The organism is Streptomyces sp. M2CJ-2 (assembly GCF_016757295.1).
Classification (GTDB): Bacteria; Actinomycetota; Actinomycetes; order Streptomycetales; family Streptomycetaceae; genus Streptomyces.
Window position 1 is genome coordinate 165,707 of record NZ_JAESIF010000006.1, and the last position, 24,346, is coordinate 190,052.

A 24,346-nucleotide genomic window follows, 5' to 3' on the forward strand; every position below is an offset into this window, starting at 1 on the left:
TATGGTCAATGGGTGGGCGCCGGTCGGGGGGCGTTCGGCGGCGTTCAAGGGGGCAGGGCAGGGCGCGGGCTGGTCTGCCGTGCGCCGGTTGTGCGCCGGTGGCGCTCGGTGGCCGAGGGTCGACCGTGGGCGGGCGGCGCGTACGACACCTCCACCTGTGAGGCACCCCACAGCCCTCACCTGTATGGGTGGCGGTGGGGCATGGCACACTGGGCCCTGTACCAGCAGCAGCGCACTCCGGGGTCGGTGAAAGTCCGAACCGGCGGTTACAGTCCGCGACCCGGCCGCTTCCAGTGGCCGGTTGACCAGGTGAAATTCCTGGACCGACGGTTAAAGTCCGGATGGGAGGCAGTGCGCGGCGGGCGGGCATTCGTGCGCGCCGCCGTATCGGTTCGTCCTGGGGGCGAACTCCGTCCGGCGTCGCCCCCGGTGTACCTGCCCGTACTTCTGTCGTCATCGACAGCCCCGGAGTCCGTGCCCGAAGAGGCAGGAGGACCCGGGAAGTGTTCACCGGAATCGTCGAAGAACTGGGCGAGATCACCGCTGTCGAGACTCTCGACGACGCCTGTCGCTTCCGCCTGCGCGGCGCCCTCGTCACCGAGGGCGCGAAGCACGGCGACTCGATCGCTGTCAACGGCGTCTGCCTCACGGTCGTGGACCACGAGGGCGACGAGTTCACCGCCGACGTGATGGCCGAGACCCTGAACCGCTCCAGCCTCGGCGCCCTCACCGTCGGCTCCCGGGTCAACCTCGAACGCCCCATGGCCCTGGGCGCCCGCCTCGGTGGCCACATCGTGCAGGGACACGTCGACGGGACCGGCCGGATCCTCGAGCGCAAGCCGTCCGAGAACTGGGAGATCGTGAAGATCTCGCTGCCGGCCGAACTCTCCCGCTACGTCGTGGAGAAGGGCTCCATCACCGTCGACGGCATCAGCCTCACCGTCGTCGACGCCGGACCCGACTTCTTCACCGTCAGTCTGATCCCCACCACGCTCGCCCTGACCACCCTCGGCGTCAAGCAGAGCGGCGACCCGGTCAACCTCGAGGTGGACGTCATCGCCAAGTACGTCGAGCGGCTGATCGGCGACCGGGTCATCGGTGAGGGGGCCACGCGGTGAACTGGCTGAACTCCGAGGCGTTCACCCTCTTCGACCAGCACATCAAGTGGTCGGACATGATCGGCAACGTGATCGGTCTGATCGCCCTCGCCCTCGGCTGGCGACGCTCCATCTGGACCTGGCCCGCCCAGTTCGTCTCGGGCCTGATCCTCTTCGCGGCCTTCTCCACCGCCCATCTCTCCGGCAGCGCGGGCAAGCAGATCGTCGTCATGCTGGTCGCCGCCTGGGGCTTTTGGCAGTGGAACCGCGGCCGGCAGCAGGCGCAGGACGGCTCCATCGCCGTCCGGTTCGCCACCTGGCGCGAGCGCGGGATCCTGGCGGGCGCGGCGGTGCTCGGCACCCTCGCGGTGGGCGGACTGTTCACGCTGTACCCGTCCCTGTCCTGGGACCCCTGGCCGGACGCGTACATCTTCGTCGGCACCGTCGTCGCCATGTACGCCCAGGCCCGCGGCATGGTCGAGTTCTGGTTCGCCTGGCTGCTGGTCGACCTCGTCGGCGTACCGCTGAACTTCGCCAACGGCTTCGCCTTCTCCGGCTTCGTCTACATCATCTACGGCGCGCTGGTCCTGTGGGGGCTGCGCGACTGGTGGCTGCGCTCCCGCGGGGACGCACGGCCCGCCCTGGAAGGAGCGCCGGCATGAGCACGGCACCGATCCTGTACAGCACCGAGGACGCCGAGGACCTGACGCTCGACCCGGTCGAACAGGCCGTCGCCGACATCGCGGCCGGCCGCCCGGTCGTGGTCGTCGACGACGAGGACCGCGAGAACGAGGGCGACCTCGTCATCGCCGCCGAGAAGGTCACCCCCGAGATCGTCGCCTTCATGATGAGCGAATGCCGCGGACTGATCTGCGCCCCCATGGAGAGCGACGAGCTGGACCGGCTCCGGCTCCCGCAGATGGTCGAGGACAACACCGAGTCGATGAAGACCGCGTTCACCGTCTCCGTGGACGCCTCCGCAGCCCACGGCGTGAGCACCGGCATCTCGGCCGCCGACCGCGCCACCACCATCCGGCTGCTCGCGAGCGGCACCGCCCAGCCGGACGACTTCGTCCGCCCCGGCCACATCTTCCCGCTGCGCGCCCGCTCCGGCGGCGTGCTCGTGCGCGACGGCCACACCGAGGCCGCCGTCGACCTGGCCCGCCTCGCCGGACTGCGCCCGGCCGGCGCCATCGTCGAGATCGCCGGCGAGGACGGGCAGATGCTGCGCCTGCCCGAGCTGATCCCGTTCGCCCGCAAGCACGGCCTGACGATCATCTCCATCGAGGACCTGATCGCCTACCGCCGCTCCCCCAAGCTCTCGGCTTCTCCCCCACTCTCGGCTTCGCTCGAGCGGGGGGACCCCCATGAGCAGGGGGGACCCCCGTCCGAGCCCACCGTCCGCCGTGAGGCCGAGGTCCGGCTGCCCACCTCGCACGGCACCTTCACCGCCTACGGCTACCGTTCCACCGTCGACGGCGTCGAGCACGTCGCCCTCGTCCACGGCGAGATCGGCGACGGCGCGGACGTCCTCGTGCGCGTCCACTCCGAATGCCTCACCGGCGACGTCTTCGGCTCCCAGCGCTGCGACTGCGGCCCCCAGCTGGACGCCTCCCTGGACCGCATCCAGAAGGAGGGCCGGGGCGTCGTCGTCTACCTGCGCGGACACGAGGGACGCGGCATCGGCCTGATGTCCAAACTGCGCGCCTACGAACTCCAGGAACGCGGGCGTGACACCCTCGACGCCAACCTCGAACTCGGCCTCCCGGCCGACGCCCGTGACTACGGCGCCGGCGCGCAGATCCTCGCCGACCTCGGGGTGCGCGGCGTCCGCCTGCTGACCAACAACCCCGACAAGTCCGACGCGCTCGTCCGGCACGGCATAGAGGTCACCGGCCGCGAACCGATGCCCGTCACCGCCGGCGAGCACAACATCCGCTACCTGCGCACCAAGCGCGACCGGATGGGCCACGACCTGCCCTGGCTGGACACGCCGACCGTGCCTACCTGCGGCAGCCAGTAGCCGGCCTGCGGCAGCCAGTGAGAGAACCAAGAGAACCGAGAGGAAACCGAGGAGAGACGTGAGCGGCAAGGGTGCACCGGAACTGTCCGTACGCGACGTGGGGGACCTCCGCGTCGCCGTGGTCGCGGCACAGTGGCACGAGAAGGTGATGGACGGACTGGTCGACGGCGCCCTGCGCGCCCTGCACGACCTCGGCATCGACGAACCGACCCTGCTGAGGGTCCCCGGCAGCTGGGAACTCCCGGTCGTCGCCAAGGTCCTCGCCGGACGCGGCTACGACGCGGTCGTCGCCCTCGGCGTCGTCATCCGGGGCGGCACGCCCCACTTCGAGTACGTGTGCCAGGGCGTCACCCAGGGCCTCACCCAGGTCAGCGTCGACACCGGGGTGCCCGTCGGCTTCGGCCTGCTCACCTGCGACACCGAGGAACAGGCCCTGGACCGCGCCGGACTGCCCGGCTCCACCGAGGACAAGGGGCACGAGGCGGTCACGGCGGCGGTGGCGACCGCGGCCACGCTGCGTTCAGTATCCGAACCCTGGCGGTGAGCAGGCCCCGACACCGCGTAGGGTAAGGACCACCATGTCCAAGAAGACGTTCGAGGAGCTCTTCACCGAGCTCCAGCACAAGGCCGCGCACGGCGACCCCGCCACCTCCCGCACCGCCGAACTGGTGGAAAAGGGCGTCCATGCCATCGGCAAGAAGGTCGTCGAAGAGGCCGCCGAGGTCTGGATGGCCGCCGAGCACGAAGGCAAGGAAGCGGCCGCCGAGGAGATCTCGCAGCTGCTCTACCACGTCCAGGTGATGATGGTCGCCCGCGGCATCTCCCTCGACGACGTCTACGCCCACCTGTGATCGCAGGCGCCCACCCACCACCACCCACACCGCAAAGGAAGCCGACCTCATGCTGCGCATCGCACTCCCCAACAAGGGTTCACTGGCAGGCCCTGCGGCGGAGATGCTGCATGAGGCCGGCTACCAGCAGCGCCGGGAGTCGAAGGAACTGAGGATCGTCGACCCGGTCAACGAGGTCGAGTTCTTCTACCTCCGCCCCCGGGACATCGCGATCTACGTCTCCTCCGGCCGCCTCGACATCGGCATCACCGGCCGGGACCTCCTGGTGGACTCGGGCGCCGAGGCCGAGGAGATCCTGCCCCTCGGCTTCGCCCGCTCCACCTTCCGCTTCGCCGCCAAGCCCGATGTCGTGCGGAGCGTCACGGACCTCGGCGGCAGGACGGTCGCCACCTCCTACGAGGGGATCGTCGCCCGGCACCTCGCCGAACGGGGCATCGACGCCTCCGTCGTCCACCTCGACGGCGCCGTCGAGACCGCCGTCGAACTGGGCGTCGCCGAGATCATCGCGGACGTCGTCGAGACCGGCACCTCCCTGCGCAACGCGGGCCTGGAGGTGATCGGCGAACCGATCATGACCTCGGAGGCGGTCGTCATCCGCCGCACCGGCGCCGCGGCCGAGCCCGACGAGACCGTCGAGCCCAAGGTGGGGCAGTTCCTGCGGCGTCTCCAGGGCGTCCTCGTCGCCCGCACCTACGTGATGATGGACTACGACTGCCGGGTCGAGCAGTTGGAGAAGGCCGTCGCGCTGACCCCGGGTCTGGAATCCCCGACCGTGTCCCCGCTGCACAACGAGGGCTGGGTCGCCGTCCGCGCCATGGTCCCCTCCAAGGAGGCCCAGCGCATCATGGACGACCTCTACGACATCGGTGCCCGCGCCATCCTCACCACGGCCATCCACGCCTGCCGTCTCTGACCCGGACCGATCCCGGAGCCGCACCATGCCGGACACCCCCTCGGACCAGCCGTCCGACATGCCTGCCCTGCCCGTCACCTTCCGCCCCGGCCGCACCCGCGCGGTGCTGCTCGGTGCGGCCGCCGCGCTCTTCGGGGCCCTCTCCCTGCTCGCCCTGCTGCTGGAGCAGGTCGACCCGGGCGAGCGGATCAGTTTCGTGTTCACCGGCGCCCTGCTGGCCGGCGTGCTGGTGCTGCTGGCCCGGCCGAGGGTCGACGCCGACGAGTCCGGCATCACCGTCGTCAACATCGTCGGCAGGCGCCGCCTCGAATGGGCTCAGATCCTTCAGGTGAACCTCCGTCCGGGTGACCCCTGGGTCTTCCTCGACCTCAGCGACGGCACCAGCATGCCCGTGCTCGGCATCCAGCCGGGCATCGCCAGGGAACGCGCCATCGCCGACGCGCAGGCCCTGCGAGCACTCGCCGTGGCGCGTTCCCTGGCCGACCCCGGTGCGTCACGGGGCTGACCCGGGGGACATCTCGGGGAGACATCGGGGTCGTCCAACCTGACGCGGTCACCCATGTCTTGACTAATCTGGTGGGCGGAGGCGCGCCGACAGCGCCTCCGCCCCTGCCGCCCCGCCCGGTGGCCCAGGGGCTCCAGCTAACCGAGGAGTGACCCTCTCCGGCGATGGACGGATCGTCCTGCAGTACCTGCGCCGCCCCCTGTCGACATAGCGCGAACCCGTTCCACGAGGCTCGTGACCGTGCACGAGCGGCGGCATCATGACCACCCCCCTGCTGCTCCTCGCAGCCGCATTCCTGCTGATTCTCGCCAACGGGTTCTTCGTGGCCGCCGAGTTCGGCCTGGTCACCGTCGAACGACCGGACGCCGAACAGGCCGCCGCCGACGGCGACCGACGCGCCCACCGGGTCGTCGAATCACTCAAGGAGCTGTCCTTCCAGCTCTCCGGCACCCAGCTCGGCATCACCATCACCTCCCTGGTCGTCGGCATGCTCGCCGAACCGGCGCTCGCCGAGCTGCTGCGCGGCCCCGTCACCGGCACGGGTGTCCCCGAAGGCGCCGTCTCCACCGTCGCCGTGGTCGTCGGCATGCTGCTGGCCTCGGCCGTGCAGATGGTGATCGGCGAGCTCGTGCCCAAGAACTGGGCGGTGTCCCGGCCGCTGCAGGTCGCGCGGTTCGTCGCCGGCCCGCAGCACGTCTTCGCCCGCCTGTTCCGCCCGGTCATCGCCGGACTGAACGCCGTGGCCAACCAGGTGGTGCGCACCCTGGGCATCGAGCCGACCGCGGAGCTGGCCTCCGCCCGCACGCCCGGCGAACTGGTCTCCCTGGCCCGGCACTCCGCGCGGGCCGGCGCCCTGGAACAGGACACGGCGGACCTCTTCGTACGGACCCTGTCCCTGGGCGAGCTGACCGCGCAGCACGTCATGACCCCGCGTGTGAAGGTCAGCGCTTTGCAGTCCTCCGCGACCGCCGAGGACGTGGTGAACCTGACCCGGGCCACCGGCCTGTCCCGGTTCCCCGTCCACACGGAGCGGATCGACGAAGTCGTCGGCATGGCCCATCTCAAGGACGCCCTCGCGGTGCCCCCGCGGGACCGGCTGCGTACCCCCGTCGGCGACATCGCCCGCCCGGCGCTGCTCGTCCCCGAGACCCTGCCCGTCCGGCCGCTGCTGACGCGGCTGCGCAACGAGCAGCCCATCGCGGTCGTCGTCGACGAGTACGGCGGCACGGCCGGAGTCGTCACGCTGGAGGACATCGTCGAGGAGATCGTCGGCGAGATCCTGGACGAGCACGACGAGCACGACGAGCTCCTCGGCGAGGCTCCCGAACTCGTCGCCGCCCCGCCGGAGGACGGCCGCCCCGCCTGGGACGTCGACGGCAGCATCCGCGTCGACACCCTGCTCCGCATCGGCCTCGACGTGCCCGACGGGCCCTACGAGACCGTCGCCGGCCTGGTCGCCGACCTGCTCGGCCGGATCCCGGCCGTCGGCGACCACGCGGAACTGCCCGGCTGGCGGCTGTCGGTCCGCCGCGTCGGCCACTACCGAGCCGAGCGCGTCCGCCTGGTCGAGGCGGCCCCGCCGCCACTCGTGGAGGCAGCCCGATGAGCGTGCTGCCCCTCCTCTTCGCCGCCCTGCTCGTCCTCGCCAACGGATTCTTCGTGGGCGCCGAGTTCGCGCTGGTCTCCGTGCGCCGCAGCCAGATCGAACCGCTCGGCACCGCCCGCGCCCGCCAGGTCCTGTACGGGCTCGAGCATCTGCCGCGGATGATGGCGGCGGCCCAGTTCGGCATCACCGTCTGCTCGCTGACCCTCGGAGCGGTCGCCGAACCGACGGTCGCCCACTTGCTGGAGCCGGTGTTCGAGTGGATCCGTCTGCCGCACGCCATGATCCATCCGCTCGGCTACGTCGTCGCACTCGCCGCCGTGGTCTTCTTCCACCTCGTCATCGGCGAGATGGTCCCGAAGAACCTCGCGATGGCCACCCCCGAGAAGGCCGCGTTGTGGCTGGGCCCCGGCCTGGTCTGGTTCGCCCGGCTGTGCCGGCCCGTCACGACCGCGCTCGGCGCCTGCGCCGAGACCGTCCTGCGGGCCTTCCACGTCGAGCCGAAGGACGAGGTCGAGGCCGCCTTCACCAGCGAGCAGCTGAACCGGCTGGTGGAGGACGCCGGGCAGGCGGGCCTCCTCGACCCCGAGGAGGCCGAGCGCCTGGAGGACGCCCTGGAGCTGGGCTCCCGCCCGGTGACGGACGTCCTGCTGCCCCGCGAGTCACTGGTGACGGTCGGCCCCGAGGCCACCCCCGCACGGATCGTGGAACTCACCGCCCGCACCGGGTACTCCCGTTTCCCGGTCGCCGCACAGAGCGGCGCCTTCATGGGCTATCTGCATGTCAAGGACGTGCTCGACCTGGAGGAGACCGACCGGGCCGTGCCGCAGCGGCTCTGGCGGCGCATGCCCACCCTCCGCCCCGAACTCCCGCTGGACGACGCCCTCACCGTGATGCGCCGCGCCGCCACCCACCTGGCTCAGGTGGCCGACGCGTCCGGCCGGACACAGGGCCTGGTGGCCCTGGAGGACGTACTGGAGCTGCTGGTCGGCGAGGTACGGGACCCGGCACACCGCAGGATGCCGGGCGCGCGGCCGGACACCGGGACACACCCCGATTCCGGGACGTCTCCGGACGCCGGGGCGGGCATCGGATCGGCCGATTCCAGGAACGGTGCCCCGGCGGGAGCGCTCACCCGCTGACCTCCGGCGTCGCGGGATCCGTCGGTGTCAGGGCGCCGGCGGATCCTGCGGGCCCCGCCCGGACAGCACCTCCCCGTACGCCTGCATCAGATCCGGCAGCCGCAGCGTCGCCAGGTCCTCCCGGGTCAGCGTGCCCGGGTACGCCGGGTACGCCGACAGCCGCAGATCCCGGTACGCGCAGCTCTTCTCGTACAGCGTCCGCAGGAACCGCCCGTTGCCCAGCTCGTCGATCCACCCCTGGTCCACCACGTGACCGGCGATGGACCGCAGCTCCTCCAGCGCCTCCTCGTCCCACACGTCGCCGTTCTCCGCGGCCAGCACCTCGCCGATCGCGGTGAGTTCGAGTGGCCGGTAGGACGGGAAGTCGACGCGCGTCGTGAAGCGGGAGGACAGCCCCGGGTTGGCGCCGAGCAGACGGTCCATGCCCTCCGGGTAGCCGGCCAGTATGACCACCAGGTGGTCGCGGTTGTCCTCGGCCCGCTTCAGCAGCACCTGGAGCGCCTCGTCGCCGTACGCGTCGCCCTTGCCGTACCCGGAGTTGGAGAGCGCGTAGGCCTCGTCGACGAAGAGGACCCCGCCGAGCGCGGAGTCGATCAACTCATTGGCCTTCACCGCCGTCTGCCCCAGATACTCGCCGACCAGATCGGCCCGCTGGGCCTCCACGAGATGGTCCCCGCCGAGCAGCCCGAGGGCGTAGAAGACCCGGCCCAGGATGCGGGCCACCGTGGTCTTGCCGGTACCGGACGGGCCGGAGAAGACGAAGTGCCGTTTCGGCGGTTGCACCGGCAACCCCTGCCCGGCCCGTAGCCGCGCCATGTTCAACTGCGCCGACAGCGCCTTGACCTGGCGCTTCACCGGCTCCAGCCCCACCATGCGCTCCAGCTCGGCGAGCGCTTCCTCCAGTAAGGCGGGGTCGGTGGGGCCCGTGGGAAGTGACGGCACCGGGTCGCCGGTCCGCTCGCGCACCGAAGGCCCCGTGGCCGGCCGCGGGGCTGCGGGCTGCGGGTCCGGCTCGGACAGCATCAGATCGCGGCCCTCGGTGCCGAACAGCGGATCGAGTGTGTCCGGACCGTCCAGCAGGTCCGGGCCCGCCCCGCCGAGCGTGAGCGAGCCGAGATCGGCGGGGTCGTCGTAGCCGTCCCCCTCGGCGATGGCGGCGAGCCGGGCCGAGGTGTCCATGAAGGCAGGGTCGACACGGTGCACGGCCCGGTACAGGGGGACCGCGGCGGCACTGCGACCGGTGCCCTCGTGGGCGCGTGCCAGCCAGTACCGCAGCTCCTTGCGCTGCGGCTGCTCACTGCGGCAGCGCATCAGGGCCGCCGACAACAGCGGTTCGGCCTGCCCGTACATCTCCAGGCGCACCCGTGCCATACCGCCGAACAGGCCCGTCTCGATGCCGAGCAGCGGATCGCCGTGCAGCGGGTCGGTGTGCCGGACCAACTGCTCCCAGTCCTTGACCAGATAGGCGCGGCAGGCGTGCAGGAAGCGGACCTGCGGATCGGTGTCCACGGGAGGCAGGCCGGCGAGCGCACGGTCCAGTTCGGGGACGTGGCGGCCGTCCAGCCAGTGGGAGGCGTGCGCGAGCAGCAGATCGCGGGGGCTCTCCAGCACCGGCTGCACCCACCAGCCCAGCCAGTACCAGGAATTGAGGGTACGGCGGTGGCGGGCGCGCTGTTCGCCGAAGCGGTCCCGGTGCCGGAACATGCGCAGCAGCGAGGCCGTCGTGTCGACGCGCAGCGCGTGCAGCCCGAGCCAGCCGTCCGCCATCCCCGGGTCGGTCCGTACCGCGGCCCGGAACTCCTCCTCGGCCTGCGGATAGGCGCCCATGGTGTAGGCGTCCACGCCCCGCAGCCAGGCGAGGTCGGCCGGGGCCTGCGGGCCCTGCGTGCCGAAGTTCATCACGTCCCCCCACAAACCGTGCCCCGTCGGTATGCCCCACCGGCCCTCGCCCGCCGGCTGCCGTGAGGCGAACCGCTGTGCTGCGGACCGGAGTTGCACGGTGCGCGAAGCGGCGTCCGTAGGTCGCACCGAAGGCATCGTACCTGCGGCGGCGCCGCCTCCGTAGGGGTGCCGCACCCGTCGAAGAGCCGAGGCGGGCGGGAGAGCTTCGGCGGCGCGTCGTGACCGAGAGTGATCGATGTGTGCCGCTCGGCAGCCGGAAAGGGCGAAGAGGGCAGAACGAAGCCCCCGATCACGGGGGAACAACCGGGGGCTTCGCGTCTGCGGGCGGCTCCGAATAGCCGCACATTCAGAACGTAAGACCTGTACGGGCCCCTGGTCAAGCGGAGTTGAAGCACTCCGGCGACTTGTCCGGCAAGGCCCTTCACGAATTCAGCACATTGCAGATGGCTCGTCACCGTGCGTGAGTGGAGAGGGGGGTTCAGCCGTCCCGGCAGGCCCCGCGAGTACCTCGTACCCCTCCTTGAGCTCCCCGCGCTCCCGCACCAGAAGGTCGGCGAAGGGGCGAGAAGGGTCCTCGGCGAAGTGCCGGCGCTCCGCCTCGACCCATCCTTCCCAGAACTCCCGCTGCTCCGCCCCGTCCCGTGCCCGCCCCCGCGACCAGGCGGCCTCCGCGGGAAGTTCCATCCACAGCAGCAGCGCCAGATGGGGCCGCAGCGCCCGGCGTCCCGCTCCGACGCCCTCGACGACGACCACCGGGGCGGGCGGCAGCGGGTGCGGCTGCCCGAAGACGCGGGCCCGCCAGTCGTAGGGGGTGTAGTACGCCCGCTCACCGCGGCCGAGCGGACCGATCACCTGGCTCAACAGCCGTCCGGTCCAGCCGAACAACTCCTGGTGACTGGCGATGTCGTCGAGTCGCAGCACCGGGGCGCCGCCCAGTGCTCCGGCCAGCCGGCCGGCGAACGTGGACTTCCCGGAACCGGCGTGCCCGTCGACACCGACGAGCCGGACGGGTCCGCAGGAGGGGGCGAGACCGCGGATGCGGGAGACGAGATCGTGAATGGCTGATTCCTGGGGGGAGGGACGGGACGGCGTACGGAGAGACGGTGACACGAGCACTCTAGAACCTGGCCGGGACCCGGCGGCCGGCGCCCGCGCCCCGGAGCGATCCGCCGGCCCCTCGGCCCGTCGGCGTGTGTGCCATTGGTCGAGTCCCATATTGGTCGGCGCGGCACGGTCCCGGGTGCTGGCGGGGTCGGCCCCGGTGTGTTCATAGTGGGCGGGCACCCGCTCCACCCGGTGGACGTACGCCGTACGGCCCGCCGCGCTCCGGACCTGCACCGACTCCGACACCTGGGGGTCCCCCACCCATGAGCAGAGCCGAACAGCCGTCCCGCAGAACCCTTCTGGCCGCAGCGGCCGTCGCCGCCGTCGTGTCGAACGCCGGCCCGGCGTTCGCCGGCACCGCGACCGGCCGGTCCGCCGCCGGCCCGGCAGGCGGCTCCGCGGACCCCGAACGGGCCGCGGGGGTCCGCCCCGTGGACAACAGGGCCTGGACCTCCTACAGCGACTGGCGTGGCGGCACCGCCGAGGGGACCCGGGCCGTCGCGGGCGTCCGTCCCGGCCTGGTGGTCGCGAAGGCCGCGGGCACCACCGATCACACCGACCCGCACACCGGCGACACCGCCGCCTGGGAGTACGCGACCTGGACCTCCCCCGTCCACCGGCTCACCGTGCCGGCGACGGAGGCGATCGTCTCCTGGAACGCGCGCACCCCCGACGGCACCTGGATCCAGGTCGAGTTGAAGGGCACCTACACGGACGGCACCGACACACCCTGGTACGTGATGGGCCGCTGGGCGGCCGGCGACCAGGACATCCGGCGCACCTCGGTGGACGACCAGAGCGACGGCCGGAGCACGGTGTGGACCGACACCCTCGCCGTCGACGACTCCGCTTCGGGGCTGCGCCTGGTCTCGTACCGGCTGCGGCTGACCCTCCACCGCCGCCCCGGGACGGCACTCACCCCGATCGTGTGGCGACTCGGCGCGATGGGCTCCGACGTCCCCGACCGCTTCACCGTACCGGCCTCCACGCCCGGCCGGGCCCGGGAGCTGATCGTCCCGCGCTACTCGCAGGAGATCCACAAGGGCCGGTACCCGGAGTACGACAACGGCGGCGAGGCCTGGTGCAGCCCGACCTCCTCACAGATGATCATCGAATACTGGGGCGGCCGGCTCACCGAGGAGCAACTGGCCTGGGTCGACCCGTCCTACGCCGACCCGCAGGTGTGCCACGCGGCCCGCCACACCTACGACCACCAGTACGCCGGCTGCGGCAACTGGCCGTTCAACGCGGCCTACGCGGCCACCTTCGAGGGCCTGCAGGGCGTCGTCACCCGGCTCGGCTCGCTGAGCGACCTGGAGACCCTGATCGGGGCGGGCATCCCGGCCATCACGTCCCAGTCCTTCCGCGAGGAGGAACTGACCGGAGCGGGGTACGGGACGTCCGGGCACCTGATGACCGTGATCGGGTTCACCGAGGACGGCGACGTGATCGCCAACGACCCGGCCTCCCCGGACAACGTGGCCGTCCGGCGTGTCTACCGGCGGCGCGAGTGGGAGAACATCTGGCTCAGGACCAAGCGGTACAACGCCTCGGGCAAGGTCGTCTCCGGCACCGGCGGCGTCTGTTACCTGTACTTTCCGGCGCGTCCCACCCCGCGCATGCGCAAGGCGCTCGCGGCCGTCGGCGTGCGCTGAACCGGTCCGTGCGGCGGGCTCCGTCCGCCGCACGGGGCCGCCCCCGCCGTGTGACCGAGCTCTCGGCCGCAAAAGCCGCCGACGGTGGCAAGGTGGACAACGTCGCGCGGAGGTCCAGCGCACACCACCGAGATCCGAGATCAGCGAGAAGCCATGACCGCGAACGCAGCCACCGTCACCGCTCCTGTCGCCGCCCCCGGTGTTCGCACCGGCGGCCCCCGGGAGGACGGCCCGGACATCCTCGAGCACATCATGGGATGGGTTCTCGTGGTGGTCGTCGCGATGCTCGTGACCCGGCTCGGAATGCTCTGACCTGACCCGGGAGACAACCTGACATACTGCGGGGGTCCGCCCCCGCAGGAAACCTGGGTCAAGATTGAACATCAGTCAGCAGCCTGCCGCGCGCCCCGGCGCGCGCAGTACCGAGCGTTCGCTGGCACGCCGTGCCGAACTCATCGCCATCGGGCGAAAACTGTTCGCCGACACGTCGTACGACGCGCTCTCGATGGACGACATCGCACGCCAGGCGCATGTCGCCAAGGGGCTGATCTACTACTACTTCCACTCCAAGCGGGGCTACTACCTTTCCATCATCCAGGACTCGGTGGCCGGCCTGGTCACCTTCGCGGCGGGCGGCGTCGAACTGCCGCCCGCGGAGCGGGTGCACCGCACCGTCGACAGCTATCTGCGCTACGCCGAGCACAACCAGGCCGCGTACCGCACGATCGTCAGCGGCGGTGTCGGCTTCGACGCCGAGGTCCATGCCATCCGGGACGGGGTGCGCGAGGTGATCGTCGAGACCATCGCCGAAGGCGCCTACGGGACCAGTGACATCACACCGCTGGCGCGGATGGGTCTGTTGTCCTGGGTGTGCAGCGTCGAGGGCGCCACTCTCGACTGGATCGACCGTCCCGGACTGCCCCGCGGGACCATGCGCGAGCTGCTGGTGAAGATGCTCGGCGGGGCCATGCGCGCCATCGAGGAACTGGACCCCGCGCACCCGGCCCCGGAGCCCGCCCGCCGCGACGGCTGACGCGGCGGCGTCCGCGGGCTCGACGCCCGGGACGCCGACGTCCGCGATCGCGATGCGGTGGGGATCGAGTCCGGCGGGTCTCCTGGTAGGGGAAGGGACCCGGAAGCGGATCGGCATGAGCGTGGCGACTTTGTCGGAGCGGAACGGCAGGGGGGACCGGGCCGATGAGATCAATGGTGCGGACCGATTTCGACCTCCGGGAAATTCTTGCAGTAAGCGGTCGTTAACAAGTGACGTGCCCGGGTTGATCGGGCATACTCACAGCTCACAGCGGCTGGTCAGCAGCTCCCGAGACCCGGGGGCGACGGCATCGGCCAGGCACCGGAACCACCCGGCGGAGCCGCCCCCATCCAAGGCGCACACCCGCCGATGTGCCCGAACAGGGAGGAGAGCGTCGCCATGTCCGACCACGCCCCGCAGCCGGTGGACCGGCAACTGCCCACGGACGAGGCGCGGGACCTGATCTCGCTCGTCCGCGACATCGCGCAGCGCGAGGTCGCTCCGAAGGCGGCCGAGGAGGAGGACGCGGGCCGTTTCCCGCGCGAGGTCTTCACCCTGCTTTCCGAGTCCGGACTGCTCGGACTGCCCTACGACTCGGCGTACGGCGGCGGAGACCAGCCGTACGAGGTCTACCTCCAGGTTCTCGAAGAGCTCGCCATGGCACGCCTGACCGTCGGCCTCGGCGTCAGCGTGCACACCCTCGCCTCCTACGCGCTCGCCACCCACGGCACCAAGGAGCAGCAGGCCGAGCACCTGCCGGCGATGCTCGGCGGTGGCCTGCTCGGCGCCTACTGCCTCTCCGAGCCGTCCTCCGGGTCGGACGCGGCCTCGCTGCGCACCAAGGCGGTGCGCGAGGCGGGGGGAGACTGGGCGATCACCGGTACCAAGGCATGGATCACGCACGGCGGCATCGCCGACTTCTACACCGCCATGACCCGCACCGGTGAGGACGGCCCGCGCGGGATCACCGCGTTCCTGGTGCCCGGCGACGCCGAGGGGCTGAGCGCCGCCGCTCCCGAGAAGAAGATGGGCATGAAGGGCTCGCCCACCGCGCAGGTCCACTTCGACGGCGTACGGGTCGGGGACGACCGGCGGATCGGCGAGGAGGGCCAGGGCTTCGCGATCGCCCTGTCCGCGCTGGACGGCGGACGCCTCGGCATAGCGGCCTGCGCGATCGGCCTGGCCCAGGCGGCGCTCGACGAGGCGCTGGGGTACGCGGCCGGGCGGCGGCAGTTCGGACGGCCCATCGCCGACTTCCAGGGACTGCGGTTCATGCTCGCCGACATGGCCACGCAGATCGAGGCGGGACGCGCGCTGTACCTCGCGGCGGCCCGACTGCGGGACGCCGGGCGGCCGTTCGCCAAGCAGGCGGCCATGGCCAAACTGCACTGCACCGACACGGCGATGCGGGTCACCACCGACGCCGTCCAGATCCTCGGCGGCTACGGCTACACCGCGGACTTCCCGGCCGAACGCTACATGCGCGAGGCCAAGGTGCTCCAGATCGTCGAGGGGACGAACCAGATTCAGCGCATGGTCATCGCCCGCCATCTCGCGGGGCCGCCGACGAGCTGACCCGGCTTCCTCGCCAGGGCGCCGCGAGCCGCGCCCACTCCGGGTCGTGCCGGCCCGGCAGGGCGCGGCCCTTGTCGGCCCAGGCCCGCATCAGATCGCGGTAGATCGGCGGATCCGGGAGCGGCGGCGGGGAGGTGGTGTGCCCGGCGGGCTGCGGTACGGGCGACGGAGCGAGGGCACGGCATTGACGCCCGGTCGTCGAGCGCGTGGGGGTCGTCATGCCTGGGCAACGCGGGAACGACCGGGCAGGTCACCGACCGCCCGAATAGGGCGTGCGTTCGCGGACGTCCGGTCCGGCCGCCCGTGCCGGGCGACGCACCGCGCACGGAATCCCGTCGCGGTGCGCTCGGCGGGCCGCCCCGGCCGGGCCGGGGCGGCTCAGGCGGCGTGGCGCCGTATGACGGGCACCCTGATCGGGCGCGAAGCCGGACCGCCGACGTGCGAGAAGGGCTGGGTCCGCCAGTCGAGCCCCTGAGGGAGCGTCAACAGCAGGGCGGTGTCCTGCTCCTGGAGCGTGGCGGACTCGTCCGCCGGCCGGGCCTCGTCGGCACTGCGGCCGGTGCCGGTGCAGACCGTGAGCCCGAACGGGTTCCACGGCGAGGCGCACAGCGCGTGCTCCGGCAGGACCTCCTCGTCCGCGAGCAGTGCGATCGGCTGCGCGCAGTCCGGGCAGACGACCCGGTACATCTCGAAGGTGTCGTACGCGTCGAGTTCGTCGTCGAGAGCGTCGGGGTCGACGTACTCGGGGACGAGCTCGACGACGGGCTGCTGCCGCTTGGGCGTGGTGCGACCAGGGCGCTTAAGACTCTGCATGGGTTCTCCCCCTCGGGCTGGGCCGTGAAGGCGCTGCGGCCTCGACCACAGCAAGCACTTCCCGTCCCCCATCGGGGGTAATCACGAGAACATCACGAAGACTGTTCGAGGGGTGTGGTATTCGTCACATGCCGTCCGGGGGTGCGGCCCGCGGACGGTTTCGTCCTCCGCCCGACCCGGGTGGGGTGCCCGGCACATCACGAACCGGGCATGACCTGGACAGCTCGGGTATCCGAGGAGATCGACGGCACTGTAGGTTCTTGCGCCATGGAGGAGCTGGACCGACAGATCGTGCAGCTGCTCGTCAAGGACGGGCGGATGAGCTACACAGACCTGGGCAAGGCCACGGGCCTGTCCACGTCGGCCGTGCACCAGCGGGTGCGCAGACTGGAACAGCGTGGTGTCATCCGCGGCTATGCCGCGGTCGTCGACCCGGATGCCGTCGGTCTGCCCATGACCGCCTTCATCTCGGTCAAGCCGTTCGACCCCAGTGCCCCCGACGACATCGCGGACCGCCTCGCGGGCGTGCCCGAGATCGAGGCCTGCCACAGTGTCGCGGGCGACGAGAACTACATCCTCAAGGTGCGGGTGGCCACTCCGCGCCAACTGGAGGAACTGCTCGCACGCGTGCGCTCGCTGGCGGGCGTCTCCACCCGGACGACGGTGGTCCTGTCCACTCCGTACGAGGCCCGTCCGCCGCGCGTCTGACCCGCACCCGCGCGGGGAGTGCGCCGCGCGGGCGCGGCGCGACCGGACGTGCGGCGCGCGGGCGCAGCGGTGCGGACGTGACGCGAAGAGCGGCCCTGGGTGCGGGCCCGGCCCCGCGAGGGGCGACACTGTGGGTCATGAGTGAACGCACCGCCCCGCCGCACACCGTCCTGCTCCGCCGCGGCGAGGTCCACAGCCCCGCCGACCCCTTCGCCACCGCGATGGTCGTCGAAGGCGGCCAGATCGCCTGGGTCGGCTCCGAGGGCGCCGCCGACTCCTTCGCGGACGGCGTGGACGAGGTGATCGACCTCGACGGGGCACTGGTCACCCCGGCGTTCACCGACGCGCACGTGCACACCACGGCCACCGGCCTGGCCCTCACCGGCCTCGACCTGTCCGACGCCCCCTCCCTGGAGGCCGCGCTGGCCCGGGTGCGGGAGTTCGCCGCGGCCCGCCCGGCCGACCGGGTCCTGCTCGGCCATGGCTGGGACGCGTCCCGCTGGCCGGACGGCCGCCCCCCGACCCGCGCCGAACTCGACGCGGCCACCGGCGGGCGCCCCCTCTACCTCAGCCGGATCGACGTCCACTCCGCGGTCGTCACCACCGCGCTGCTCGACCTCGTCACCGGCGAGATCGCCCGCGAGGCACCCGGCGAGGCCCGGCCGCTCACCGGTGACGCCCACCACGTCGTACGCGCCGCCGCCCTGGGCGCCGTCACGCCCGCCCAGCGCACCGAGGCGCAGCGTGCGGCCCTGGCCCACGCCGTCTCAGTGGGCATCGGCACCGTCCACGAGTGCGGCGGCCCGGAGATCTCCTCCGAGGACGACTTCACCGGCCTGCTGCGGCTCGCCGCCGAGGGCAGCGGCCCGCGCGTCGTCGGTTACTGGGCCGAGCGGGACGTCGCCAAGGCCCGCGAACTGGGCGCGACCGGCGCCGCGGGCGACCTGTTCGCCGACGGGGCCCTCGGCTCGCACACCGCCTGCCTGTACGAGCCGTACGCCGACGTCGGCCACACGGGCACCGCCCATCTGGACGCCGCCGCCGTCGCCGCCCATGTCGTCGACTGCACCGAGGCGGGCCTCCAGGCGGGCTTCCACGCCATCGGTGACGCCGCCAACGGCGCGGTGGTCGACGGAATGCGCGCCGCCGCTGAGGAGGTGGGCATCGCGCGTGTGCGGGCCGCCCGGCACCGGGTCGAGCACGCCGAGATGCTCACCCCCGAGACCGTCGCCGCGTTCGCCGAACTCGGCCTGACCGCCTCCGTCCAGCCCGCCTTCGACGCCCTGTGGGGCGGCGAGGACGGCATGTACGCCCGGCGCCTGGGCGTGGCGCGGGCCCGCTCCCTGAACCCCTTCGCGGCCCTGCTGCGCGCCGGCGTCCCGCTCGCCTTCGGCTCGGACAGCCCGGTCACGCCCCTCGACCCGTGGGGCACCGTCCGGGCCGCCGCCTTCCACCGCACGCCCGAACACCGGGTCTCCGTGCGGGCCGCGTTCACCGCGCACACGCGGGGCGGCTGGCGGGCGATCGGTCGTGACGACGCGGGTGCCCTGGTGCCGGGGGCTCCCGCCGACTACGCCGTGTGGCACACCGGTGACCTCGTCGTACAGGCACCCGACGACCGGGTGGCGCGCTGGTCCACCGACCCACGCTCCGGCACCCCCGGGCTGCCGGACCTGACCCCGGGTGGCGACCTGCCCGTCTGTCGGCGCACGGTGGTCGGCGGACGCACGGTCTTCGTACGGCCGGGAGAGTGATCTACGCGGACCGCCCGGTGACGAGCACGTGCCGAGCCCCCGTCTCGCGACCTGCGCATCCTCCCCGCCGGCCGGCCACCTGAACCGCATTGCGCAGGTCAAACGTCTGTTGGCAGGAAGCGGCGGGGGGAAAGCTAGGTTCGGCGGGGTCCACCATCGGACGCCCGGCCGGGGAAGTTCCGCCCACTCGAGGCAGCGCCGCTGGGTCAGGGACGGTGTGCCGCACCGGGCACCGTCACCGGGAGCCAGGCTCAGCGTCGGCGCGGCGCGAGGGAACGTTCCGGTGGGTCGGGAAGGTGTGGCCCCGGGTGGGGCCGGGCGCTCAGTAGACAACGGCTTCAGGTCGACTCGCAGCCGGCGGGTCCCAGGTCGGACCGAAGGGCGCCGGGCCCCCATCCGCCGTACACCGCGCCCGGGCCCTCCCCGTACGGGGGAAGGCCCACTTCTACCCGATCTTCGGAAATTAACGCCATCATATGAACGTCATGCCATGTCAGTGCAGGCTGTGACCACTATGGTGGGACCCTGAACATGACATGAAGGGGCAGTTGTGGACGACGGCGACGGGACCCGCGCGGCGGAAGCCCAGGGAAGGACTTTCGGCCCGCTCGGCACGGCCTTGGTGATCATTCCGACCTACAACGAGGCGGAGAACATCAAGGCGATCGTCGGCCGGGTGCGCAAGGCCGTTCCCGAGGCCCACGTTCTCGTGGCCGACGACAACAGCCCCGACGGCACCGGCAGGCTCGCCGACGAACTGGCCGCCACGGACGACCACGTCCAGGTCCTGCACCGTAAGGGCAAGGAAGGCCTGGGCGCCGCGTACCTCGCGGGCTTCCGCTGGGGCGCGGAGCGCGACTACGGCGTACTCGTCGAGATGGACGCCGACGGTTCTCACCAGCCCGAGGAACTGCCCCGTCTGCTGACCGCCCTCAAGGGCGCCGACCTGGTGCTCGGTTCGCGCTGGGTGCCCGGCGGCCGGGTGGTCAACTGGCCCAAGTCCCGTGAGTACATCTCGCGCGGGGGCAGCCTCTACTCGCGGGTGGCGCTCGATCTGCCGCTGCGTGACATCACCGGCGGCTTCCGCGCGTTCCGCCGCGAGACCCTGGAGGGCCTCGGTCTGGACGACGTCGCCTCCCAGGGCTACTGCTTCCAGGTCGACCTCGCCCGTCGCGCGGTCAAGGCCGGCTATCACGTCGTCGAGGTGCCCATCACCTTCGTCGAGCGGGAACTCGGCGACTCGAAGATGAGCCGCGACATCGTCGTCGAGGCGTTGTGGCGGGTCACCGCGTGGGGCGTGGGGGACAGGATCGGCAAGGTCCTGGGACGTGAGGACGCCAAACGGACCGGGCAGTCGCAGCGGAGCGAGCGGACGAAGCAGGGCGGGTAGCCGGAAGGGCCCGCCGGGCGGGGGAGCGGGCCGTGCGTGCGTTTCGCCGTGCCGAGAGAGGCCCGCCGGTCCCGCTTATCCCGTGCTGAGCAGGGGCCAGGCACACTGGGAGCATGACGACTGGCGCTCAGACCTCGAACCCCGCCCGGCCCCGGCGCTCCCGGCTGCGCACCGTCCTGCCGCTCGGCGTAGCAGTGTGGCTGGTGCTGGAGATCTGGCTGCTCACGGTCCTCGCCGGGGCGTCGAACGGGCTGGTGGTCTTCCTGGTGCTGCTGGCCGGCCTGGTCCTCGGCTCGGTGGTGATCAAGCGAGCCGGCCGACGCGCCTTCAAGAACCTCACCGAGACGCTGCAGCAGCAACAGAGCGGCGTGCTGCCCGAGCCCCGGCCGAACAGTGAGGGCAACGGCCTGGTGATGCTGGGCGGGCTGTTGCTGATCCTCCCGGGTCTGGTCTCCGACGCGGCCGGTCTGCTCCTGCTGGTGCCCCCGGTCCAGAAGGCCGTGAGCCGCCGCGCCGAGCGCACCTTCGAGCGCAAGCTGCGCGAGGCCGCCCAGGGCTCCCTGGGCGGTGCCTTCCAGCAGGCGCGTATCCACCGGCCCGACGGCAAGGTGGTCCAGGGCGAGGTGATCAGGGACGAGCGCGGTACCTCGCCGGGCGACTTCCCGCAGGAGCCCCGGCCGCCGCTCCCGCGCTGAGGGCCGAGCCGAACGCACACAGGACCGCGGGCGCCGTACCAGCTGGTACGGCGCCCGCGGTCCTGTGTGCTGCTGTGCGCTGTGCTCCCGTCCGATCCTCCGTCGGGATCAAGCCGACTTTCGGCTGTCCCGGGGGTGAACCGCGATGTTCATCGCGCCGGAGCGCAGAACGGCGAGACGCTCCTCGAGGACCTCTTCGAGTTCCTCACGGGTCCGTCGTTCCATCAGCATGTCCCAATGCGTACGCGCGGGCTTGGCCTTCTTCTCCTCGGGGCCGTCGCCGTCAACCAGGAGTGCCTGGGCACCGCAGACCTTGCACTCCCACTCCGGCGGGATCTCCGCCTCGACCGAGAAGGGCATCTCGAAGCGGTGCCCCTTCTCGCATGCGTACTCCACGGCCTGGCGTGGTGCCAGGTCGATGCCGCGGTCCGTCTCGTAGCTGGTCACCACGAGGCGCGTGCCGCGAAGAGCTCGCTCACTCATGAATCGTGCCTCCCGGGCTTGTCGCCCACAGGACAGGTGTCGCTGTCGTCGTCATCCGGTCAACGTCCGGTCGGCGGTAAAGATTCCCGTTCCGGGCCATGTGTCGCCGTCGTAGCCGCAGCCTTGTCAACCAGTGCAGTACCCACCGGCGCCCGGTTTGTCACATCTAATGACAGATGCAACACGGCGTTTCGGCATCTTTGACGCGCAGTAACGGTACACCTGGCAGGCCAAACGCGTACACTACAGCCCTTTCGCGCCGAGTACTAAATCTTCTCCGGAACGGGATTCCCCGCGGCGGCGACCGCCCGGCGCACCGGAACCCGCGCGAGCAGCGCGAAACCGAGGGCGAAGAAGGCCACCAGCGAGATGATCGCGTCCCGGTAACTTCCCGTCAGCTGGTAGGTGAGCCCGAACAGCAGCGGACCGAGCCAGCTCATCCCGCGATCGCTGAGCTCGTACGCCGAGAAGTACTCGGCCTCCTTGCCGGGCGGCACGAGGTGGGAGAACAGCGACCGGGACAGGGCCTGGCTGCCGCCGAGGACCAAGCCGATCCCGGCGGCCAGAACGAAGAACCACACCGGCTCCCCGGCGGGCAGGAAGTACCCGGCGGCCAGCGTCAGCGTCCAGGCGACCAGTGAGCCGAGGATCGTGCGCTTCGCCCCGTGGATCCGGGCCAGCCGGCCCAGCGCCAGCGCGCCGACCACCGCCAGTACCTGGACCAGCAGCACGGCGACGATGAGCGTGGACTGCCCGAGCCCCAGCTCCTTCGAGCCGTAGACCGAGGCCTGCGAGATCACCGTCTGGATGCCGTCGTTGTAGACCAGGTACGCCAGCAGGAAGGCGAGCGTGAGGGGGTGGTGCCGCATGTCGCGGACGGTCGCCGCGAGCTGCCGGAAACCGGACAGGGCGGACGACGCCTCCCGCGCGGGGGCACGGCGGTCGCGCAGCCGCCGCAGCGGCACCAGGGTGAAGGCGCCCCACCACAGACCCGCCGACGCCAGGCAGATACGGACCGCCGTGCCCTCGGAGAGTCCGAAACCGTCATGGGCGGAGTAGAGGATCAGGTTGGCGACGAGGACCAGGGCGCCCGCCGCGTAGCCGAAGGCCCAACCCCGCGAGGAGACCGCGTCGCGTTCCTGGGGAGTGGCGATCTGCGGCAGGTAGGAGTTGTAGAGCATCATCGCCACGGACTGCGCCGCGTTCGCCACGACCAGCAGGGCGCCGCCCAGCAGATAGCGCTCGCCGTCGAGGAGGAACATGCACGCCGTGGCGGCGGCACCCGTGTAGGCGGCGGCCGCGAGGAGCGGCTTCTTGCGGCCGGTGCGGTCGGCGGCGGCACCCACCAGCGGCATCACGAGTACTGCCAGTATCACCGACAGGGACACCGAGTACGCGAAGAACGACCCGGCGCGCACCGGAACGCCGAACGGGTGCACGAACCCGTTCGCGTCCGCCGCGGCCTCGGCGACCGACGTCAGATAGGGGCCGAGGAACACCGTGAGGACGCTCGTGGAGTACACGGAGCACGCCCAGTCGTAGAAGTACCAGCCGCGCTGCTCGTACCGTCGGCCGGCCGCCTCGTCCGCTGCCGGTGATCGCACGGTGTCGTCGCCCACCCGTGCCCTCGCTTCCCCGTGAACGCGCTCACTGGCCGGGCGGGGTCTCAGACCCACAGGCCGCGGTCCTCCATGACCGTGCGCAGTACGTCGATGTGATCGGTCATGATGCCATCCACGCCCAGGTCCAGGAGCCGGTGCATCCGCTCGGGTTCGTTGACCGTCCACACGTGCACCTGGAGCCCGTGCGCATGGGCGGTGCGCACGAAGCGGTGGTCCACCACCGGGACGCCGGACTGGGCCTCCGGAACCTGGGCGGCGACGGCCGACCGGCGCACCACGGTCGGCAGCCCCCACGAGCGCAGCCGCAGATTCAGCACCCCCCGCGTGCCGTACGACGTCGCCAGGCGGGGCCCGGCCAGCCGCTGGGCGCGTACCACACGGGCCTCGGAGAAGGAGCCGAGACAGACCCGGTCCCAGGCGTCCGTCCGCTCGATCAGGTCCAGGAAGGGCAGGAGAGCGGGCTCGGCCTTGACGTCGACGTTCCACCGCACCTCGGGGAAGGCGGCCAGCAGTTCCTCGAAGAGGGGCACCGGCTCCTGGCCCGCCACGCGTGCGTGCTGCACGTCCCGCCAGGGCAGGTCGGCGATCCGGCCCGCCCCGTCCGTCACCCGGTCCAGGGTCGCGTCGTGGAACGCGACGAGCCGGCCGTCCCGCGTGACATGGACGTCCGTCTCGATGTAGCGGTAACCGGCCTCGACAGCGCACCGGAACTGGCGCACGGTGTTCTCCAGTCCGTTCGCCGCCCCGCCGCGGTGGGCGAACGCGATCGGGCCGGGATGGTCGAGGTAGGGGTGGCGTATCCGTGAGGTCACGGACGCAGTATCACCCCGTGCGGTTGACCGGTGGCAACGGCCGTGGGGCCGACGGATGCCGAGGGGACGGCGAACACCCGCAGGAAGAGCTGGGCGAGCGGGCCGATCGCCACCGCGTACAGGAGGGTCGCCACGCCCACGGTGCCGCCGAGGACGAAGCCCGTGGCGACCACCGTGACCTCGATGGCCGTGCGCACCAGCCGGATCGACACCCCCGTGCGCTGATTCAGGCCCGTCATCAGCCCGTCGCGCGGGCCCGGTCCGAAGCGCGCCGCGATGTACAGCCCGGTCGCCGCGCCGTTCAGCACGATGCCGGCCACCGTCATCAGCGCGCGGAGGGCCGTGCCGTGCGCCTCGGGCACCACGGTCAGGGTCGCGTCCATGGCGGCGCCGATCACCAGGACGTTGGAGACCGTGCCGAGCCCCGGGCGCTGGCGCAGGGGGATCCACAGCAGCAGCACCGCCGTGCCCAGGACGGTCACCACCAGGCCCATCGACAGGCCCGTCCGCTCGGACAGGCCCTGGTGCAGCACGTTCCACGGCTCCAGGCCGAGTCCGGACCTGACCAGCAGGGCCGAGCTCGCGCCGTACAGCGCCAGTCCGGTGTAGAGCTGGAACAGACGCCGTGCGAGATACCCGTGCCGGGGCGATCGGCTGGACAAGGCA

24 protein-coding genes and 1 riboswitch are annotated in these 24,346 nt (G+C 71.7%); of the genes, 17 read left to right on the forward strand and 7 right to left on the reverse strand.

Translation table 11 applies throughout. From position 1 onward, the window contains the following. Nucleotides 1–228: 228 nt before the first annotated feature. Nucleotides 229–359, forward strand: a riboswitch (FMN riboswitch). A 144-nt stretch (nucleotides 360–503) separates the two neighbouring features. From JL475_RS08465 to JL475_RS08505, 9 genes are all read left to right on the forward strand, one after another. Next, nucleotides 504–1,118, forward strand: coding sequence for a riboflavin synthase (locus JL475_RS08465; protein ID WP_202276807.1), 615 nt, complete (start codon nucleotides 504–506; stop codon nucleotides 1,116–1,118). Then, complete coding sequence (locus JL475_RS08470) at nucleotides 1,115–1,759, forward strand: nicotinamide mononucleotide transporter family protein (RefSeq protein ID WP_202276808.1); 645 nt, start codon at nucleotides 1,115–1,117, stop codon at nucleotides 1,757–1,759. Before JL475_RS08465 ends, JL475_RS08470 begins: the two co-directional genes overlap by 4 nt. Beyond that, a complete protein-coding gene (locus JL475_RS08475) occupies nucleotides 1,756–3,120 on the forward strand; it encodes a bifunctional 3,4-dihydroxy-2-butanone-4-phosphate synthase/GTP cyclohydrolase II (protein ID WP_202276809.1) in 1,365 nt (454 codons plus the stop codon). The genes JL475_RS08470 and JL475_RS08475 overlap by 4 nt, the downstream gene beginning before the upstream one ends. A gap of 58 nt (nucleotides 3,121–3,178) precedes the next feature. Further along, a complete protein-coding gene (gene ribH / locus JL475_RS08480; protein WP_202276810.1) occupies nucleotides 3,179–3,664 on the forward strand; it encodes a 6,7-dimethyl-8-ribityllumazine synthase in 486 nt (161 codons plus the stop codon). Nucleotides 3,665–3,698: 34 nt separating this feature from the next. After that, nucleotides 3,699–3,971, forward strand: coding sequence for a phosphoribosyl-ATP diphosphatase (locus tag JL475_RS08485; protein WP_010046365.1), 273 nt, complete (start codon nucleotides 3,699–3,701; stop codon nucleotides 3,969–3,971). A 49-nt stretch (nucleotides 3,972–4,020) separates the two neighbouring features. Continuing rightward, a complete protein-coding gene (gene hisG / locus JL475_RS08490) occupies nucleotides 4,021–4,884 on the forward strand; it encodes an ATP phosphoribosyltransferase (RefSeq protein WP_202276811.1) in 864 nt (287 codons plus the stop codon). 25 nt (nucleotides 4,885–4,909) lie between these two features. Further along, nucleotides 4,910–5,389 carry a PH domain-containing protein gene (locus JL475_RS08495; protein ID WP_202276812.1) on the forward strand — a complete coding sequence of 160 codons (480 nt, stop codon included), beginning with the start codon at nucleotides 4,910–4,912 and terminating at the stop codon, nucleotides 5,387–5,389. A gap of 259 nt (nucleotides 5,390–5,648) precedes the next feature. Next, the gene (locus JL475_RS08500; protein WP_202276813.1) at nucleotides 5,649–6,995 is read left to right on the forward strand and encodes a hemolysin family protein; all 1,347 of its coding nucleotides are present in this window, start codon (nucleotides 5,649–5,651) and stop codon (nucleotides 6,993–6,995) included. Beyond that, entirely contained in the window at nucleotides 6,992–8,134 is a 1,143-nt protein-coding gene (locus JL475_RS08505; protein ID WP_202276814.1) for a hemolysin family protein, read from the forward strand. Before JL475_RS08500 ends, JL475_RS08505 begins: the two co-directional genes overlap by 4 nt. A gap of 27 nt (nucleotides 8,135–8,161) precedes the next feature. On the opposite strand, the gene JL475_RS08510 is transcribed toward JL475_RS08505, so the two are convergent. Further along, nucleotides 8,162–10,033 (reverse strand): AAA family ATPase, encoded by a 1,872-nt coding sequence (locus JL475_RS08510; RefSeq protein WP_202276815.1) that lies wholly within the window; start codon nucleotides 10,031–10,033, stop codon nucleotides 8,162–8,164. 432 nt (nucleotides 10,034–10,465) lie between these two features. After that, on the reverse strand, nucleotides 10,466–11,146 hold the full coding sequence (locus tag JL475_RS08515; protein ID WP_202276816.1) for a uridine kinase: 681 nt from the start codon (nucleotides 11,144–11,146) through the stop codon (nucleotides 10,466–10,468). 257 nt (nucleotides 11,147–11,403) lie between these two features. Here JL475_RS08515 and JL475_RS08520 point away from each other — a divergent pair, with 257 nt between their 5' ends. The 4 genes from JL475_RS08520 (at nucleotide 11,404) to JL475_RS08535 (ending at nucleotide 15,403) form a co-directional block, all read left to right on the forward strand. Continuing rightward, entirely contained in the window at nucleotides 11,404–12,795 is a 1,392-nt protein-coding gene (locus JL475_RS08520) for a peptidase C39 family protein (protein WP_202276817.1), read from the forward strand. Between the two features lie 153 nt (nucleotides 12,796–12,948). Then, entirely contained in the window at nucleotides 12,949–13,107 is a 159-nt protein-coding gene (locus tag JL475_RS08525) for an SCO1431 family membrane protein (RefSeq protein WP_202276818.1), read from the forward strand. Between the two features lie 64 nt (nucleotides 13,108–13,171). After that, nucleotides 13,172–13,828, forward strand: a complete 657-nt coding sequence (locus JL475_RS08530) for a TetR/AcrR family transcriptional regulator (RefSeq protein ID WP_202276819.1) — start codon at nucleotides 13,172–13,174, stop codon at nucleotides 13,826–13,828. Nucleotides 13,829–14,227: 399 nt separating this feature from the next. Next, nucleotides 14,228–15,403, forward strand: a complete 1,176-nt coding sequence (locus tag JL475_RS08535; protein WP_202276820.1) for an acyl-CoA dehydrogenase family protein — start codon at nucleotides 14,228–14,230, stop codon at nucleotides 15,401–15,403. A gap of 378 nt (nucleotides 15,404–15,781) precedes the next feature. Here JL475_RS08535 and JL475_RS08540 read toward each other — a convergent pair whose 3' ends face one another. Further along, nucleotides 15,782–16,216 carry a hypothetical protein gene (locus JL475_RS08540; RefSeq protein ID WP_202276821.1) on the reverse strand — a complete coding sequence of 145 codons (435 nt, stop codon included), beginning with the start codon at nucleotides 16,214–16,216 and terminating at the stop codon, nucleotides 15,782–15,784. A 267-nt stretch (nucleotides 16,217–16,483) separates the two neighbouring features. On the opposite strand from JL475_RS08540, the gene JL475_RS08545 reads away from it, so the two are divergent. From JL475_RS08545 to fxsA, 4 genes are all read left to right on the forward strand, one after another. After that, on the forward strand, nucleotides 16,484–16,924 hold the full coding sequence (locus tag JL475_RS08545) for an Lrp/AsnC family transcriptional regulator (protein ID WP_109379411.1): 441 nt from the start codon (nucleotides 16,484–16,486) through the stop codon (nucleotides 16,922–16,924). A gap of 137 nt (nucleotides 16,925–17,061) precedes the next feature. Further along, nucleotides 17,062–18,678 carry an amidohydrolase gene (locus JL475_RS08550; protein ID WP_202276822.1) on the forward strand — a complete coding sequence of 539 codons (1,617 nt, stop codon included), beginning with the start codon at nucleotides 17,062–17,064 and terminating at the stop codon, nucleotides 18,676–18,678. 550 nt (nucleotides 18,679–19,228) lie between these two features. Next, complete coding sequence (locus JL475_RS08555; RefSeq protein ID WP_202276823.1) at nucleotides 19,229–20,068, forward strand: polyprenol monophosphomannose synthase; 840 nt, start codon at nucleotides 19,229–19,231, stop codon at nucleotides 20,066–20,068. 113 nt (nucleotides 20,069–20,181) lie between these two features. After that, nucleotides 20,182–20,763, forward strand: coding sequence for an FxsA family membrane protein (fxsA, locus tag JL475_RS08560; RefSeq protein ID WP_202276824.1), 582 nt, complete (start codon nucleotides 20,182–20,184; stop codon nucleotides 20,761–20,763). Between the two features lie 108 nt (nucleotides 20,764–20,871). Here fxsA and JL475_RS08565 read toward each other — a convergent pair whose 3' ends face one another. The 4 genes from JL475_RS08565 to JL475_RS08580 all read right to left on the reverse strand — a co-directional run bounded on the left by JL475_RS08565 (nucleotide 20,872) and on the right by JL475_RS08580 (nucleotide 24,342). Beyond that, nucleotides 20,872–21,246, reverse strand: coding sequence for an RNA polymerase-binding protein RbpA (locus JL475_RS08565; RefSeq protein WP_003977404.1), 375 nt, complete (start codon nucleotides 21,244–21,246; stop codon nucleotides 20,872–20,874). A gap of 266 nt (nucleotides 21,247–21,512) precedes the next feature. Continuing rightward, the gene (locus JL475_RS08570; RefSeq protein ID WP_202276825.1) at nucleotides 21,513–22,865 is read right to left on the reverse strand and encodes an MFS transporter; all 1,353 of its coding nucleotides are present in this window, start codon (nucleotides 22,863–22,865) and stop codon (nucleotides 21,513–21,515) included. 47 nt (nucleotides 22,866–22,912) lie between these two features. Beyond that, complete coding sequence (locus JL475_RS08575; protein WP_202276826.1) at nucleotides 22,913–23,680, reverse strand: glycerophosphodiester phosphodiesterase; 768 nt, start codon at nucleotides 23,678–23,680, stop codon at nucleotides 22,913–22,915. Beyond that, entirely contained in the window at nucleotides 23,677–24,342 is a 666-nt protein-coding gene (locus JL475_RS08580; RefSeq protein WP_202276827.1) for a YitT family protein, read from the reverse strand. The genes JL475_RS08575 and JL475_RS08580 overlap by 4 nt, the downstream gene beginning before the upstream one ends. Nucleotides 24,343–24,346: the final 4 nt, after the last annotated feature.

Bases quoted from the DNA above. Each gene is read 5' to 3' on its own strand.
- JL475_RS08475 (WP_202276809.1), top strand. From the start codon at position 1,756: ATGAGCACGGCACCGATCCTGTACAGCACCGAGGACGCCGAGGACCTG.
- JL475_RS08485 (WP_010046365.1), top strand. From the start codon at position 3,699: ATGTCCAAGAAGACGTTCGAGGAGCTCTTCACCGAGCTCCAGCACAAG.
- hisG (WP_202276811.1), top strand. From the start codon at position 4,021: ATGCTGCGCATCGCACTCCCCAACAAGGGTTCACTGGCAGGCCCTGCG.
- JL475_RS08495 (WP_202276812.1), top strand. From the start codon at position 4,910: ATGCCGGACACCCCCTCGGACCAGCCGTCCGACATGCCTGCCCTGCCC.
- JL475_RS08500 (WP_202276813.1), top strand. From the start codon at position 5,649: ATGACCACCCCCCTGCTGCTCCTCGCAGCCGCATTCCTGCTGATTCTC.
- JL475_RS08505 (WP_202276814.1), top strand. From the start codon at position 6,992: ATGAGCGTGCTGCCCCTCCTCTTCGCCGCCCTGCTCGTCCTCGCCAAC.
- JL475_RS08510 (WP_202276815.1), bottom strand. From the start codon at position 10,033: ATGAACTTCGGCACGCAGGGCCCGCAGGCCCCGGCCGACCTCGCCTGG.
- JL475_RS08520 (WP_202276817.1), top strand. From the start codon at position 11,404: ATGAGCAGAGCCGAACAGCCGTCCCGCAGAACCCTTCTGGCCGCAGCG.
- JL475_RS08525 (WP_202276818.1), top strand. From the start codon at position 12,949: ATGACCGCGAACGCAGCCACCGTCACCGCTCCTGTCGCCGCCCCCGGT.
- JL475_RS08535 (WP_202276820.1), top strand. From the start codon at position 14,228: ATGTCCGACCACGCCCCGCAGCCGGTGGACCGGCAACTGCCCACGGAC.
- JL475_RS08540 (WP_202276821.1), bottom strand. From the start codon at position 16,216: ATGCAGAGTCTTAAGCGCCCTGGTCGCACCACGCCCAAGCGGCAGCAG.
- JL475_RS08545 (WP_109379411.1), top strand. From the start codon at position 16,484: ATGGAGGAGCTGGACCGACAGATCGTGCAGCTGCTCGTCAAGGACGGG.
- JL475_RS08550 (WP_202276822.1), top strand. From the start codon at position 17,062: ATGAGTGAACGCACCGCCCCGCCGCACACCGTCCTGCTCCGCCGCGGC.
- fxsA (WP_202276824.1), top strand. From the start codon at position 20,182: ATGACGACTGGCGCTCAGACCTCGAACCCCGCCCGGCCCCGGCGCTCC.
- JL475_RS08565 (WP_003977404.1), bottom strand. From the start codon at position 21,246: ATGAGTGAGCGAGCTCTTCGCGGCACGCGCCTCGTGGTGACCAGCTAC.